The following is a 16,279-nucleotide window of genomic DNA, read 5'->3' as shown; positions in this document are numbered from 1 at the left end:
AATCTAATAATATGCCAGATATGGTATTGGGAATCAATTTAAATCCATCGGGATTCTGATTTGTTTTATTTATTAATGCAATTAAGTTGCATTAATAAAATGTTATTTCTACTTTTGCAGCAGAGTTATCCTAAGAACTTAAATTGTATTTTATGAAATCAAAAATTTTAGATGCTGTCGGAATATCAGCCGCTGTACTTTGTTTGATTCACTGTGTTGTATTTCCGTTATTACTGATTGTTCCCCTGGGAATTTCGCATAATCCGTTCGTAGATCTGGCATTCCTGCTGATTGGTGCTGTTGTGGTTTACCGGATCTCAAAAAAAACGGCTAACCAATGGCTGAAAGTATTATTTGCCCTGTCCATCATGCTGATCTCAATTTCCGTTTTTTCGGATATGATTTTTGAAATCCACTTACCGCTTATTTACTTCGGTGCGGCGGGTCTGATTGCCGCGCACCTTATCAACTTCAATAACCATAAACATTAATCCCAACATTATGAACCACAAACTACCCGTAACCGTTCTGAGCGGCTTTTTAGGGGCCGGAAAAACCACACTGCTTAACCATATTCTTCATAATAAAGAAGGGCTAAAAGTAGCTTTGATCGTCAATGATATGAGTGAAGTGAACGTCGATGCAAGACTCGTAGCCAATGAAAACACATTATCCAGAACCGAAGAGAAGCTTGTGGAGATGAGCAACGGCTGTATCTGCTGTACGCTGAGAGAAGATCTGATGGTTGAGGTGGAACGCCTGGCAAATGAAAAACGTTTTGATTATCTGCTCATCGAAAGCAGCGGGATCAGCGAACCGGTTCCCGTTGCACAGACGTTTTCCTATATTGATGAAGAAAGCGGGATCGATTTATCAAGGTTCAGCTATATCGACACCATGGTTACGGTAGTAGACTGTTATAATTTTGAAAAGGATTTCGGAACGAATGAATTGCTTACCGACCGGGAATTAACCGATATAAAAGGGGATCAAAGAACAATAGTCAATCTTCTGATCGATCAGATCGAGTTTGCCAACGTCATCATCCTCAATAAGACCGACCTCGTTGATGCCGACACCGTAGGATTTCTGAAAGCAGCGTTAAAAAAGCTGAATCCCGAAGCAAAGATTATTCAGTCGGAATTCAGCAAAGTGAATCCCGGTGAACTTGTAAATACCAGATTATTTGATTTTGAGAAAGCGCAGCATTCCGCGGGATGGCAGAAAGAATTGGCGGCTGACAGTCATACTCCGGAGACTGAAGAATATGGGATCGGCTCATTTGTGTTCAGGGACCGCAGGCCTTTTCACCCGCTACGGCTGTGGGAATATCTCAATGCCCATTATCCTCAGGGAGCATTAAGGGCGAAAGGGTTATTCTGGCTGGCCTCCAGGCCGGACGACGCACTCAACTTTTCACAGGCCGGCGGTTCGTTCCGGTTGGAAAAAGCCGGCGTATGGTGGTCCAGTATGCCGCTTCATTACCGGGTGCAGTATTCCGCATTCCTGGAAAATCAGGATTTCATTGAAGAAAGATGGGATAAAGACTGGGGAGACCGGATCAATGAACTGGTTTTTATAGGACAAAACCTCAACCAAGACCAAATACAAAAAGATTTGGAGGCCTGTCTCGTCAATAGATTTGAATCGAAATGGGTGCAAGAAAAAAGATATTTTAAAGATCCTTTCCCACAAAATATTTAGGCTTAAAATTCACAATTAATTAACGCAACATTGTTTCGATAAAAATATATTCATTATACCTTTACCGAATATGATTTCGCTATGGACAGACGTACATTTTTAAAAGGTTCTACACTTTTAACCGGAGCTCTCGCTGTAAGCCCTGCCGATCTTTTTGCCGGAAATCCGGTAATGGTTTCTTCAGATCCAAAAAAAGCTAAAAACATCATCTTTATGGTGAGTGACGGGATGAGCCTGGGAACCTTAACGATGGCGGATCTTTATTCCAGGAATATCCTCGGTACAACCAGCCACTGGATGGATCTTTATCATACAGGACAGGTAAGCCGTGCCTTAATGGATACGGCCTCTGCCAGTTCGATCGTAACGGATTCAGCCGCTGCGAGCTCTGCCTTCGGCGGCGGGGTGCGGGTTAAGAACGGGGTTCTCAACGTCGGTGCAGACGGAGAACGCTATGTCCCGATATGGCAGAAGTTTAAGAAATCAGGAAAAAAAGCAGGCTGTGTAACAACGGTAACCATTACCCATGCTACCCCGGCGGGTTTCTGTGTCAACTCCGACAGCAGAAACGCTGAGCCCGAAATTGCAGAAATGTATCACCAGCTCGGACTGGACGTACTGATGGGCGGAGGCGATGAATTTTTTAATCCCGATAAAAGATCGGATCGCAAAGATGTGTATGAAGCTTACCGGCAGAAAGGCTATCAGATCCTTAAAACGAAGAATGATTTAAAAAATGTCAAAAAATCCGGCAAGATTTTAGGTGTTTTCACTACGGGCGCATTGCCTTATACAATTGACCGGAAGAATCTCCCCGATTTGCAGAACAGCCCTGCCCTTGCGGATATGGCTAAAACAGCCATCAACCAGATGAAAGATCATCCTGAAGGGTTTGTGCTACAGATCGAAGGCGGCAAAGTAGATTGGGCTGCCCACGCCAATGATGTTGCAGCCATCATCCACGATCAGCTGGCGTTTGATGAAGCGGTGAAAGTGGCGATCGATTTCGCCGAAAAAGATCAGAAAACCCTTGTTATCATTACCACCGATCACGGCAATGCCAATCCGGGAACGATCTACGGAGCCGATGCCACTGCCAGGTTCAACAGCATTTCCAACTATACATATTCTAATGAGTATATTTTGAATGCCGTTAAGCCCGATTTTAATCTGCAACAGATCAAAGACTGGATTTATGAGACCAATAAGATCCGGCTGACTGATGAAGAAGGCAAGCATCTCCTCAACTTTTATATGGGACTGGAGAAACAGGAATCCGGATTGTATAACTACAAAAAGTTACCTTATAAAGCGTATTCGGAAATCCAGCAGAAACACAATAATGTCGGCTGGATCAGCATGGACCATTCGGGAGATTATGTGGAAGTTACTGCCTATGGTCCCGGAAGAGAATTCCTTTCACCCTTCATCAAAAATACAGATCTTCACCAGTTGATGCTGAAAGCGGGTGGACTTAAAATGGCTTAGCTGCAGAAAATAGTAAACTGTTATTTTCCTGCATTCGTTTGAATTATTCCCGAGTTTAAAGATTTGTTCTTCCCGGAACCTTATTCGCAAAATACCTTTGCTTCATTAAACTTTAAAATCAAAAGACAATGAATAGAGAACTGGTATTTTTAAGAACTTTTGCAGCCCTGTCTGCATTTGGGATAATCTTTATTTTCTCGTCAGCCTTTACACCGGACGGACATCAGAAATTCAGTGAAATTGATGTGGAAAGGATCAATATTGTAGAGAAAGACGGCACTGTAAAAATGGTCATTACCAATGTGGACCGGTTCCCGAACGGCAAAAGTAAAATCAACGGGCTTCCTGTAAATGAAGACCGGAAAAAACGCTCGGGCATGCTGTTCTTTAATGAAGAGGGCATCGAGTGCGGAGGTTTTATCTATGATGGAAAGAAAACAAAAAACGGCCACGAATCAGGACTTTCGCTGACGTATGACCAATACGACGGCGACCAGGTGATGCAATTGCTGACTCAGGATGTCGGGAAAGGAGACGACCGGTTTGTCGGCAGCACGCTGGCTTTCAATGACCGTCCGGCCAAGGAATCTCAGGTAAAAACCATGGAAATCATGAAAGAACTGGAGGAGATCGGCAAAAAAAATCCTTCAGCAGCAAAGCGCAAGTACCAGGAGTATGAGGCCAAAGGCCTGATCGGAGGAGTTCCCCGCGTAATGCTGGGAAAATCGAGAAGCCTGAACAACGGACTTTTCCTGTTTGATGATAAAGGAGCGCCGAAAGCCATGTTCTACGTCGATAAAAACAATCAGGCAAAACTGGATTTTTATGATGACAGCGGTAAAGTTGTAGCCTCATTTCCTGAGAAGAGATAAAATTGAAAATGGTCCTGCAAATACACAGGGCTATTTTTTGTAAATTGTAGTCTTGAAAAAATGATTAGTATTCTCAAAAAAGCATATCAAAACAGATATTTTCTGTTGTTTATTCTGGTCTTTGCTTATGTACAGTCGATATACATCCGCATGATAGTCCGGAGGGAAATCGATGCTTACATTTTTACGCCGGAAGCTGCTCTCGCTACACTGCTGAATGCAGGTCTCCTGTTTTGGGTAATTCTTTACTTCATTAAAAAATGGCAGGTTTCGAACGTATTAAACACCATGATACTGCTGAAAATATTTATAGCATCCCTCCTGACATATATGATATCCATGAAAATCATAGGCTTGCTGTTGGCTCTTATTTTCGATACTGTAGAAAGAAATTTCAACAAGGACGCTTTTACTTATTCGCTGTTTTCTGATTTGCTGGACGGTATAATTTACGGAGGTTTTTTCCTTGCGTATTATTATCATCATCACAGCAGGAAACAGTATGAAAAGTTGATGATTTATAATGATGCACTGGCCAAAAGCAAAATTAACCAGTTAAAGAACCAGCTGAACCCGCATTTCCTTTTTAATAACCTTAATATCCTGGATCAGTTTATTGAAGAGGATAAAGAAAAAGCATCTGACTTCCTGAACGAATTTGCAGAAATCTATCGCTATGTCTTAAAGGTTTCCGAAAAAGAACTGGTAAGCCTGAATGAAGAAGCCGCTTTTGCCAGGCAGTATTTTAACCTGTTCCAATACCGTTACGGAAAAGCCTATCGGCTCAACCTTGATGTAAAAGACAGCAATGGTTTTATTGTTCCTTTGACCCTGCAGCTCCTGATCGAAAATGCAATACAGCACAATCTGGGTACGGAAGACGATCCTGTGGAAATCACCATCCGAATTGATGAATCTATTCAGGCCTTTAACAATATCCGTTTAAAAAGGAATGCCAAACCGGTATCGGGCCGGGCGCTGAAAAACCTGGAGGAACAGTACCGGATTTTGACGCAGAAGCCTCTCGAAGTCAACCGTTCAGCCGATAGGTTCTCTATACGAATTCCCATAATCCATTCACTTAGCATATGATAAAGATCGTCATTATAGAAGATGAAATTCCGGCGAGGAAAAAACTGAAACGGTTTATTGACGGATTGAATCTCGATACGGAAATTATCGCGGAATTAGATACCGTGCAGTCTGCCATAACATTTCTGAAAGCTCATCAGCCTGACCTCATTTTCTCAGATATCGAGCTGCTGGACGGAAATGCCTTTGAAATATATAACGAGGTTCCCGTGAGCTGTCCCATCATTTTTACCACCGCCTATGACCAGTTCTGGATGGATGCCTTCGACAGCAACGGAATTGCTTATTTGCTGAAACCCTTTTCCAAAGAACATTTCCGGAAAGCCTGGGATAAGTATCTCCTGCTTACGAAATCCCGTCCCAAAGAACAGACTTCACTGGATGACCTGGCAGAGCTGATCAGACAGAATTTATCCGGCGAACCATATAAAAAACGCTTCAGCATCAGCAGCATTCAGGGGATCTATTTTCTGGAAACCGTAAATATTGCATTTTTTGAGGCTGAGGAAGGTACAGTTTTCGCCCACGATAAAACAGGAAAAAGACATCTTTTATCAGTATCTACGCTGAAGGAATTGGAAAGTCAGCTAAAACCGAAAGATTTTTTCCGGATCAACCGAAGTGAAATTGTTCAGAAGATCTGTATTGAAAGTATACAGCGTTACAACAAAAATATACTGGCGGTAAAGGTAACAGGACATAAAATTTATCTTAAAACCAGCCAGAACACTACGGCTGCTTTCCGGGAATGGGTGGAGCAATAGGACCAGCACTTAAGGTATTCTATTTATCCTCATGCACAGTAAGGTAACCTTCAAATACGGATTGCAAATATTTTAATTGGAGTTTTTCTTTAATTCTAATCCGTATTTATAAAGCGCTTCATATATTTCAAAAAACTGATCTTCATCCTTTTCCTCTAAAGAGGTATTGAAAAATACAATCACCCCTACTTCTTTATTTACATCCGAAAGCATAAACGTTCTGACGCCGGGATCCGAACCGTTGTGCCCAATTCTTGTTCCGCCCAGTTTGGTCGCCCAAAAAATTCCGGAGTTGAGCTTACTGATATTGACATTATCCGGTTTATTCTTTTCCGTGTATTGAAACCGGAGCATTTCTTCCGCCAATTCCTTTTTCAGAATCCTCTTCTTTCCATAGGAGCCGTCGTTTAACAAGGTTATAAAAAATTTAGACAGTTCCCGGACAGAGGTCCTCACACCACCGTCAGGATACGTTATTCCTTCATATAAAGGAATTTGGACGATACTCCCCTCTTTTTTCTCATATAATTTAGCATGCTTCCTCACATCAACCTCACTCAGCGCCCAGCCGGTATTTTCCATGTTTAATGGGTTGAAAATATACTTTTTTGCATAATTATTTAGTTTCATGCCGGTTCTTAGTTCGACGATATATCCTGCCAGACCGGAGGCGATGTTAGAATAATCACGATGCGTTCCCGGCTTCACCTTTAAAAAATTGTCCATGGAGTAATGTTTACCGCCAGGTACAAAGTAGTTTCTCAGAAATTCGCCCAATGGCTCTGCTTTATGCCCGGGTTTATAATACGTGCTGTCTGTGTAGAACGGATATCTGTCTGCCAAGCTTGAAGTATGGGTAGCCAGTTGTCTCAGGGTTATTTTTTCATCCGGAAAATTGGGATTCACCACCTTAAAGGGCAGATAGCGGTTGATATCTTCATCAAGTGAAACTCTTCCCTGTTCCACCGCCTTCATGATGCAGAATCCGGTAAAGGTTTTACTTATTGAAGCAATATTCATAACCGTTGACGGCGTAAAAGGTATATGGTTTTCCCGGTCTGCATACCCGTAACCGTTTGTCCAGACCACTTTCTTATCGACAATGATGGAGGCTGACAGACCGACGATGCCTGTTGTTTTCATTTTATTCCCGATCAGGCTGTCAATTGTTGATTTTCCCGTTACCTTATGATCGGATTGGGCAAAAACGTTGTTGCCAAATAAAGTTGCCGTTAAGATGATTAAAGTTAATTTAAAAATTGATTTCATTTTAATTTAAGGTTTCAGTGTGCGACAAGCTATTTCCTGCAGTCATAAAGTTATTGATATTTTATTTACCATTATCTGATCTATTTTTGCAACATCATACCAATTCCTCTTTGCTTTGTGAGATAATACAATGGAAAAGTTCACTGCATCAAACTTTTCTTTTGAAGGGCTACGTTCAAGAACAACGATACCCTTCTATTGGCTTATTCAGACAAATTATTTAATGGTTTATTCTTTTAATGACAATTTTAATGGCAGTATAGTTACATAAAATAGCAAATAAATTTCCCCTCTTCATGCACCTTGATCTGATTTTTCTCAGACGAAAAGAATAAGCTCAAGCAGCAGCTTACCGAAACATTATAATCCCACTGAAATTTAATGTATCAGCCTCAAAAATCCTGGATTTTTTTGTAATTCGCTATCAGGCCGATCATTATATATATTGTTTATTAAAACCATATATTAATTATCATTCAGAAAGGTGATCTTATTCTTTTTCATTCATACTATCCAACGGTTGTTTAATAGCTTAAATGATTTCCAATGGCTCAGCTTATAGATTAGATGCCTGAACTGCGTTTTGAAATGAATGAGAAATTTTGACAGCATGTTTTCTTCTAAGTTTGTATCTTTTTAAATTAAATATCCATGTAAAATGATCAGAAAAATTACACTTATCGGAACTGTTTTAATTCCACTGTTTTGTTTTAGCCAAAAGTATTTTTTCACCTATGAATATACTTTAACCCGACTCCCTACATTTAGAGAAAAACGAAACCGAATTGAGGGGTTGCTTATCAATAAAAATGAATCGACATACATCAGTCTGAAAAAAGTAAAGAGAGATTCTGTCATTGCACAGGTAAAACACCTGAAAATAAAGACTTTAAGCATAACAAGCTTGACTTCCTAAAAACGTCTGCATCATAATCTGTAGTGAATGATCAGTATCCCTATCAGCACTTAAAAAATAAAGAAATGATAAAAAATAAAAAATATATGGTTTTCAGACGTAATTACGAAGGCAAAATTTCAAAGAAATTAGCAATTTACCAGGAAGAATTTCATCATGATTTTTATACAAGCAAGCCCGTTGGTTTAGCTGTTCTTGGATCTTTACTTTTTTTGCTTGCTCTCTATTTTATATTTAATGCCTATATATTTTATGGAATCTTTATCATGATTATAAGTTTATCCTTCTTATATAACAGTTTAAAAAAGAGGAAACTGGCGTTGAGAATTTCTAAAAATGGAATATGGACAGCTGAATTCGGATTTATTTACTTTCGTCATATTCAGTATTTTGAATTCTATCGCCATATAGGCAAATACAGCTCAGAGCGGATGAAAATTTACATGAAAGATTATAAAATGTACAATATGGAGATGCCATTTTTAGAACTGCATATTTCTCATATTGATCAGTATGGGAGTCTGAAAAAAATTATCGACAATGCCCTGATAATTGCAAATAAACAGAACGTTAATAAGAAACATTTTTAATATGGTGTAGATCTTCCATAATTCAGAATTAATTATCGGTAATTTAAGATCTCAACCCTGGTAACGCCTGCCCCGTCTCTGTTGGCATTATTTTTAAAGGTTAACTTAATTTCTCTGTCTGAAGAAATCTTTATACGTACGGGAAGAGGCTGTTCCGTAATTCCTATAAGGGGTTTTTCATCTGTAAGATCCCCAAAATAATGTGTAAAATCTGCAATTACCAAAGAATCTGTAATTTTTGGGGGAATGAGTATTACAATTCCCGATTCCACTTCAGAAGATGTCTCATTATTTTTGTAATACTGCATGATGATATCCTGCCTGTTTTCCTCTCTGATCGGATCATACATTACCAACGGCAATTGATTTACATATTTCTTATTTACAGACTTAATACCTGTTTCATTAAATGCTGTGTCAGAAAGTTTCACCAGAGAATCTAAAAAGGTGAGAAATATCTGGCCCTGATTTACTCTGATTTCCTTAATTTCCGGAAAACTTGTTCTGCTCCTAAGATTTTGAGCATGATCTTCCTTGCAGCTTAGGAAACAGCTCAATATAAAAGCAGGTAAAATATGGCAAAGGGCTTTCAATGTAATCAGGGATTTCTCATTTGAAATTGATGTTAAGAATAAAATGATTTATTGAGGTCATTTTTTTGATTAAGGATATCCAGTAATTTATTCTTATCAATATCCAATAAGTCAGTATTGATGGTCATGGAAAGTGACGGATTGTAAGTATGGATCAGGATTTTAGAATGTCTCCCACTTGACATTTGAACTGTTTTCATTCTACAACATGAGATTTCATTCCAGTTTATAAAGGTATGCTTGGATATATTATTGTAGATTCCAAGCTCATCAATTTCAAATGCAGATACATTGTTTAAACTTTTTACATAACGATGAACGTATATCCAGAGATTAAAAATAAGTGCCGTGATTCCTGCAAATACAATGATTTTAATAATCAAATTCTTTCCGGATATTAAAGTATTGTTATGAAATATAATAATACCGCCTATACAAAGCCCGGCAAGGTTTAACAGGATGTTTGCCAAAATCTCAGATTTTTTAAATTTGATTTTTACAGTCATGTGTCATGTAATTTATCATCATAAACTTAAGGATTTATCATGACGGATACTATAATTTTTTTACGAAGATCACGTCTTCGTTTCAGAGATCAGGGTTATCTTCAAATAAATTCACCCTCTGGATAAAGTAAGCTTGATAAAATTGCTTTGACAGACCATAAAAAGTTTTTAAAATTCTGAACAATAATATATATAAGAGTAAACTACTTATTTAAATTTCCTTAAGGAGAGTAACAGCGAAATTTATAACAAAGCCAATAATTTAAAGCAATAATCAAGTCTAATCGATGTTATTGGTAATTAAAAGGAATAAATACTGAACCTCGATACCCTTTGTTATAGAATAAAAGTTTTCCCGGCACGTTACAAAAAATAAAATATTACAACTTTGAGGGATAAATAATGACAAAATAGATCAAACTACATGCAATTGCCACTGCTATGTTATATTATAACACCCTAATAATCAATGATATTACATGATTTATTTTGATTAATTTTAGTTTGCGAAACTACTTGCCGATGCAGAAAGTAGAAACAACTTTATTTAGAAGGTATTATAAAGATTAAGGTGTACAAAAGAAGTACATAAAAGAGTACGTACTAAGTATTGTAACATTTGATTACTTTTTAAGTCACTTTATAAATTTAATATTTTTTGCTATAATGATATTTATATAATTATCCAGCATTTAAATATTTTTAATTATTAAAAAGTGAAACAATATTAAATTCCTCTAAATCAATTACTTATATTTTAAGATTACAATCCATAAATCATATTACGAGAAGTTCGCAGACGGAACCGTGAAATGCATTGATGACCATATACCGTTTGAGATACCGGAGAGTTGGGAGTGGTGTAGATGGAGAAATCTTTTCCAAATTAATCCCAAAAACACAATAGAAGAAGATGTTGAAGTTTCTTTTGTTCCTATGGCCTATATAAAGGATGGATATGCAAATGAAGTTAAATTTGATAGACGACAATGGAGAGACATAAGATTAGGATTTACACATTTTCAAAACAATGATCTGGGTATAGCTAAAATTACACCTTGTTTTGAAAATAGAAAATCTGTAGTATTTAAAAACTTGTATAATAATTATGGTGCAGGAACTACAGAATTACACATATTTCGCCCCATTATTTTTCCTATTATTTCAGAATATGCCTTATACGTATCAAAGACGGAAAACTTTATTTCAAATGGGATAAGATATAACATCTAAAGCAAATGGTGCAAATTGAAGATTAAATAGAGAATTAATTCAAATTTTTCTGGAGCCGTAGGACAGCAACGTGTCGGAAAAGATATTATAGGAGATTATCTTATTGCACTTCCACCCCTAGAAGAAATATCTAAAATTCTCTCAAGTATATCAAAATTATTTTTGATTGTTGATGGCATTGTGAATGATGAGAGTCATTTATCTTCTTATATACAAAAAACAAAATCCAAAATCCTCGACCTTGCCATTCGTGGCAAACTTGTTCCTCAGGATCCAAACGATGAGCCAGCTTCCGTACTGCTTGAACGCATAAAATCGGAGCATCCTGAAAGCAAAAAGAAGGCTAAATACACAAGGGATAACTCACATTATCAGAACTTGCCCTTTGAGATACCTGAAAATTGGAGTTGGTGCAAGTTAGTAGATATTTGTTCCATCATAACAGATGGGACACATCAAACACCAACGTATTCTGATGAAGGTTATATTTTTCTATCATCAAAAAATGTAACCTCAGGTAAAATTGATTGGGAAAATGTAATGTACATTCCAGAGTTTCTTCACAAACAATTATATGCACGATTGGCTCCTCAGAAAGGCGATATCCTACTTGCTAAAAATGGGACAACAGGTTTTTCAGCAGTTGTTGATTGTGATTATATTTTTGACATATATGTGAGTTTGGCATTACTTCGTACTTTCCAAAATAAAATCAACCCATACTATTTGCGACATATTATGTCATCTTTATTTGTTCAAGAACAATTCAAAGCAAACCTTAAAGGTATAGGTGTTCCAAATTTACATTTAGAAAATATTCGTAATACCTATGTTCCTATCTGTTCTTTAAAAGAACAGAATGAAATTGTTTCAAAGATTGATCAACTTTTTGAGGTACTAGATAACATAGCAGCAGAATTATAATTCTGCTGCTATGTTATCTAATCGTTGAAATAAGTTTTCAATGGCTTGGACTATTCGAATTTGTTCTTGACTTGGAGGTAATAGAATAGGAAAATTAGTAATTTTCTCCTTTGAAATATTGGGTTGTGCCCCGCCTTCTGCCTTCATTTGCAAAATTTTCTTCTTAGCCATCAAAAGATAAAAAAGAAATTTATTATAAATACCTGAATATGTCATGCAGGTACAACAAGCTTGATTTGTAGCAGCTGGTATATTTAGAATACCAATCTTCCCAATAGTTGCGCCATACATTGCAATCAATACGCTATTTTTTGGATTTAACCTAACTGAGCATTCTTTAAGGGCTAAGTCGGTTATCTTCTCTGGTATATAATCAATATAGCTATCATTTAGGTCGCCAGTTTTCAACCAACTAATCGTTCCGTTTTTATAATACATTTTATTTGAGCGATTTGGAGTTGCTCCAGAAGACCAAGAGCCGATACTTTCTAATGTGCATTCTGTCCATCCTTGAGGCAAGTTCTGATAATGTGAGATAGCCAAGATAAATTTGTTGTCTTATTTTAAAAAATTAATAGAATAATGGTAACAGACTTTAAAAAATCACTAAGTAAAAATGACTTGGCAGAAAACACAATTACGTCGTACGTATGGACGGTAAATCACTTTCTTACCCAATATGGGGCAGTAAACAAAGAAAACCTTTTGGCTTACAAAGGATTTCTAATCGAACATTTTAAACCACAAACAGTGAATCTGCGTTTGCAAGCAATGAACAAGTATTTAGAATTTATCAAAAAAGATAGGTTGAAGCTCAAATTTGTTAAGGTTCAACAGAAAAATTTTCTCGAAAACGTCATTAGTGATGCAGATTACAAGTTTTTCAAAACAAAGTTAAAAGCTGATGGAAACATTGAGTGGTATTTTGTTGTTTGGTTTTTAACTGCAACCGGAGCTCGGGTCAGTGAATTGTTGCAGATAAAAGCAGAACACGTTCAAATAGGACATCTTGATATGTACACAAAAGGAGGGAAAATCCGACGTTTATATATACCTAAAAATCTTCGTGCAGAAGCTATCAAATGGTTAGAAACAAAAAGTATAAAATCCGGATATATATTTCTCAATCGTTTTGGAGAAAGAATTACAACCCGTGGAATATCTCAACAGTTGAAACATTTTGCTTCAAAATATGGTTTGAATGTAAATGTAGTATATCCACATTCTTTTCGCCATCGATTTGCCAAAAACTTTTTAGATAGATTTAATGACATAGCACTGCTTGCTGACCTTATGGGACACGAAAGCATAGAAACGACCAGAATTTATCTTCGCCGTACCGCAAGTGAACAACAAGCCATTGTTGACAAAATTGTGAATTGGTAACAATAAAATTTAAGGCGTAAGTTTTTAGGCTTACGCTTTAATTGAATTTGCTATTTCATTAAGTGAAGCGAAAATGTCTTCAATTTTTTTAACGATTCGTTTTTGTTCTTCTATTGGAGGTAATGACAACCTAATAGAAGCTAATGAGCTACTTGATAGGCTTTGAATTCCTATTCCTTTTTTGTAATCATTAATACTTCCTTTTAATGAAGAATAAAGCATAAAAAAATAGATATACTTTGATTTTATATCACAAAATGGTCTAACTCTATGAATATGATTTTGAAAACAAATAGCGTACTCTTCAGTCCATATAGCAGAACGTCCACCATCTCCACCTTCGCAAATTAAGAGATCTCCTTTAATCGCAGAAAATTTATCTAACTCTCTCTCTTCAAAAGGCATTTCTTTCAGATTGTCTAATACAAAAGAATCCCAATAAAGATTTGAAGTAGTAATGTATTGATATGGAGTACCAGAATTCCGACCTTTATGCAGAGTTTTACCTGTGTTATGTTGTGATATCTCTCCAATGGTTGACCATTCCCAAGATTTTGGGATCTCAAAGGGATAATGTGAGTTATCCCTTGTGTATTTAGCCTTCTTTTTGCTTTCAGGATGCTCTGCTTTTATACGCTCAAGCAGTACGGAAGCTGGCTCATCGTTTGGGTCTTGCGGGACGAGTTTGCCACGGATGGCAAGGTCTAGGATTTTTGATTTGGCTTGATTAATGATTTTAGACAAATCAAGTTTATTTCTGTTGATACTATTAATCAACTCAAAAGACGATATAATATTTTGATTTATTTTTTTTTGTTCATCGACAGGAGGAATTGGTATAAAAAAATTAAGAATTAATTCTCTATTTAATCCAGGTATTAGACCATTTGCTTTAGATGTTATATCTTCGATCCTACAATCAAGAACTTGTTTAATATATTCTATGCTTATGTGATTATTATATACTCTAATAGATTGAATTTGCCTTGCAATATGTGCTTTTGGTAAATCACATAAACACATTTTTCCCACACCTGCACCTTTACATACTAACAGTAAATCACCTTTACCTGCAAAAACACTTGGGGTTGTAGTCCAACGATTGATTTGTAATTTACCGTCAAAAATATTGCTTGCACCAATTATATAAGGTATTCCGTCTTCATTAGAATTGTATTTATCTGGTGGAAAATCTTGTCCAGAAATTAAAGAAACTACACTTCCCAACCTACACCACTCCCAACTCTCCGGTATCTCAAACGGTATATGGTCATCAATGCATTTCACGGTTCCGTCTGCGAACTTCTCGTAATATGATTTATCGGAACAGTAAATGTATGATTCGTTCTTATCTCGCTTAATCTTTTTTTCTTTGATTAACTGTTCTTTTTCTGCGCGTATTTTTTCAATAAGTACAGAAGCAGGTTCATCATTTGGGTCCTGAGGAACTAATTTTCCACGTATCGCTAAATCGAGGATTTTTTGTCTTAATTTCTTCGTATCCATTATTCCTCTATTTTGCCGATTATTTCTTTTAATGAAGTTACCGCTCTTGATATATTGGAACTTTTCTCTTCAATTTGTAACAACAATTCGGCAAGCGACATATCTACAGTATCTTCTCCTGTTTTAATCCAAGTTATATCTAGGCTGGTTTTGTCTCTTACTAATAATTCTGCTGAAGTAAATTTCCGCCAGCGACCGGATGGATTTTCTTTGGAATAAGTTTCTATTCTTCTATTAATATTTTCAGCATTGTAGCATTTTATAAAATCATCTAAATGCTGACGGCGCATAGGATTGGTTGCCAATGTATGTTTTACATTGGTGCGGTAATCGTAATACCACGTTTCATTGGTTTTATTCCCTTTTGAAAAAAACAATACATTTGCTTTGACACCATTGGCATAAAAAATACCTGTAGGTAAGCGAAGAATGGTATGAAGATTAAATTCAGTAAGTAATTTTTTTCGAATCGTTTCCCCTGCGCCGCCTTCAAACAATACGTTATCCGGCAATACCACTGCTGCTCTTCCGCCATTTTTGAGCATCAGCATAATTTGTTGCATAAAATTCAGCTGGTTATTGCTCGTGGAAACATACAAATCGGTTCGCATAGCAGCAATATCTGTAGAACCAGCAGGTCTATTCCCGAATGGAGGATTAGCAAGTACTACATCTACTAATGTATCCGGTTCTTTTTCTAATGAATCACAGCATTCTATCGGACTTCGTTCCGTGCCAATTCCGTGCAGATATAAATTCATTGAAGCGAGGGTAACAACAAGAGGTGTATTGTCGTTTCCGTGCAATGCTTTATCCCTCAGGAAAGCCCGTTTTTCTTTATCTTGCGACTGCTCTTTCATATAATCGTAAGCAGCAAGAAGAAAACCACCAGTACCACAAGCAGGATCGCAGACCGTTTCTCCAATTTGCGGACGAGTAACTTCAACCATTGTATTAATTAGTGGTCGTGGAGTAAAGTATTGCCCAGCACCACTTTTCTTGTCTTGTCCGTTTTTCTCAAGAATACTTTCATAAATCGCACCTTTAACATCTCCATCCATCGACAACCAATTCTCTTCATCAATAAGTGTTATGACTTTTTTGAGATATACTGGTTTATCAATTTTATTTTGGGCTTTTGTATAAATTGTTCCTATCAGGTTGTCTTCCTGACTCAATAATTTTAAGGTTTTCTCGTAATGGTCGATTAAATCAAGTCCATCCAGTTCAGTTAAATCATTCCAGCGGTAACCATCTGGAATAGCAGATTCCTCTCCGAAAATTTCAACATTTTCGTTGTCCATCTTAAGAAATAAAAGATAAGTTAACTGTGTAATATAATCGGTGAAGCCAACACCTTGTGATGAAAGAATGGTAGCTAAATTCCAGACTTTTTTCGTAAGCGACTGCTCGGTCGCAACTGTTTTTTTTGCCAT

16 protein-coding genes are annotated in these 16,279 nt (G+C 37.0%); 10 read left to right on the top strand and 6 right to left on the bottom strand.

From position 1 onward, the window contains the following. The first annotated feature begins 152 nt into the window (after positions 1-152). The 6 genes from QE422_RS08585 to QE422_RS08560 all read left to right on the top strand — a co-directional run bounded on the left by QE422_RS08585 (position 153) and on the right by QE422_RS08560 (position 5,920). Positions 153-491, top strand: coding sequence for a MerC domain-containing protein (locus tag QE422_RS08585; protein WP_307456804.1), 339 nt, complete (start codon positions 153-155; stop codon positions 489-491). A gap of 10 nt (positions 492-501) precedes the next feature. Continuing rightward, positions 502-1,704 (top strand): GTP-binding protein, encoded by a 1,203-nt coding sequence (locus QE422_RS08580; RefSeq protein WP_307456801.1) that lies wholly within the window; start codon positions 502-504, stop codon positions 1,702-1,704. A gap of 81 nt (positions 1,705-1,785) precedes the next feature. After that, the gene (locus tag QE422_RS08575) at positions 1,786-3,192 is read left to right on the top strand and encodes an alkaline phosphatase (RefSeq protein WP_307456798.1); all 1,407 of its coding nucleotides are present in this window, start codon (positions 1,786-1,788) and stop codon (positions 3,190-3,192) included. Positions 3,193-3,320: 128 nt separating this feature from the next. Then, positions 3,321-4,064, top strand: coding sequence for a hypothetical protein (locus tag QE422_RS08570; protein ID WP_307456796.1), 744 nt, complete (start codon positions 3,321-3,323; stop codon positions 4,062-4,064). A 60-nt stretch (positions 4,065-4,124) separates the two neighbouring features. Beyond that, positions 4,125-5,156, top strand: coding sequence for a sensor histidine kinase (locus QE422_RS08565; protein WP_307456793.1), 1,032 nt, complete (start codon positions 4,125-4,127; stop codon positions 5,154-5,156). Next, the gene (locus QE422_RS08560) at positions 5,153-5,920 is read left to right on the top strand and encodes a LytTR family DNA-binding domain-containing protein (protein ID WP_307456790.1); all 768 of its coding nucleotides are present in this window, start codon (positions 5,153-5,155) and stop codon (positions 5,918-5,920) included. The genes QE422_RS08565 and QE422_RS08560 overlap by 4 nt, the downstream gene beginning before the upstream one ends. A gap of 72 nt (positions 5,921-5,992) precedes the next feature. On the opposite strand, the gene QE422_RS08555 is transcribed toward QE422_RS08560, so the two are convergent. Then, the gene (locus QE422_RS08555) at positions 5,993-7,189 is read right to left on the bottom strand and encodes a serine hydrolase (RefSeq protein ID WP_307456787.1); all 1,197 of its coding nucleotides are present in this window, start codon (positions 7,187-7,189) and stop codon (positions 5,993-5,995) included. A gap of 981 nt (positions 7,190-8,170) precedes the next feature. Here QE422_RS08555 and QE422_RS08550 point away from each other — a divergent pair. Then, positions 8,171-8,695: a hypothetical protein gene (locus QE422_RS08550; protein WP_307456784.1), complete on the top strand. Its 525-nt coding sequence runs from the start codon at positions 8,171-8,173 to the stop codon at positions 8,693-8,695. Positions 8,696-8,727: 32 nt separating this feature from the next. On the opposite strand, the gene QE422_RS08545 is transcribed toward QE422_RS08550, so the two are convergent. Beyond that, entirely contained in the window at positions 8,728-9,126 is a 399-nt protein-coding gene (locus QE422_RS08545) for a hypothetical protein (RefSeq protein ID WP_307456780.1), read from the bottom strand. Between the two features lie 194 nt (positions 9,127-9,320). After that, positions 9,321-9,794, bottom strand: a complete 474-nt coding sequence (locus QE422_RS08540) for a hypothetical protein (RefSeq protein WP_307456778.1) — start codon at positions 9,792-9,794, stop codon at positions 9,321-9,323. An 807-nt stretch (positions 9,795-10,601) separates the two neighbouring features. Here QE422_RS08540 and QE422_RS08535 point away from each other — a divergent pair. Both QE422_RS08535 and QE422_RS08530 read left to right on the top strand, forming a co-directional pair. Further along, entirely contained in the window at positions 10,602-11,027 is a 426-nt protein-coding gene (locus QE422_RS08535) for a hypothetical protein (protein WP_307456775.1), read from the top strand. Between the two features lie 162 nt (positions 11,028-11,189). Beyond that, entirely contained in the window at positions 11,190-11,951 is a 762-nt protein-coding gene (locus QE422_RS08530) for a restriction endonuclease subunit S (RefSeq protein ID WP_307456772.1), read from the top strand. Here QE422_RS08530 and QE422_RS08525 read toward each other — a convergent pair. Then, positions 11,946-12,494 (bottom strand): restriction endonuclease subunit S, encoded by a 549-nt coding sequence (locus tag QE422_RS08525; protein ID WP_307456769.1) that lies wholly within the window; start codon positions 12,492-12,494, stop codon positions 11,946-11,948. The genes QE422_RS08530 and QE422_RS08525 overlap by 6 nt on opposite strands. A 39-nt stretch (positions 12,495-12,533) precedes the next feature. On the opposite strand from QE422_RS08525, the gene QE422_RS08520 reads away from it, so the two are divergent. Beyond that, a complete protein-coding gene (locus QE422_RS08520; RefSeq protein ID WP_072955118.1) occupies positions 12,534-13,337 on the top strand; it encodes a tyrosine-type recombinase/integrase in 804 nt (267 codons plus the stop codon). A gap of 30 nt (positions 13,338-13,367) precedes the next feature. Here QE422_RS08520 and QE422_RS08515 read toward each other — a convergent pair whose 3' ends face one another. Both QE422_RS08515 and QE422_RS08510 read right to left on the bottom strand, forming a co-directional pair. Next, positions 13,368-14,843, bottom strand: a complete 1,476-nt coding sequence (locus tag QE422_RS08515; RefSeq protein WP_307456767.1) for a restriction endonuclease subunit S — start codon at positions 14,841-14,843, stop codon at positions 13,368-13,370. Beyond that, entirely contained in the window at positions 14,843-16,279 is a 1,437-nt protein-coding gene (locus QE422_RS08510; RefSeq protein WP_307456765.1) for a class I SAM-dependent DNA methyltransferase, read from the bottom strand. The genes QE422_RS08515 and QE422_RS08510 overlap by 1 nt, the downstream gene beginning before the upstream one ends.

Source organism: Chryseobacterium sp. SORGH_AS_0447, assembly GCF_030818695.1.
Classification (GTDB): Bacteria; Bacteroidota; Bacteroidia; order Flavobacteriales; family Weeksellaceae; genus Chryseobacterium.
The sequence above is the reverse complement of the archived record's forward strand: the minus strand, read 5'-3'. Positions and strand labels throughout refer to the sequence as shown.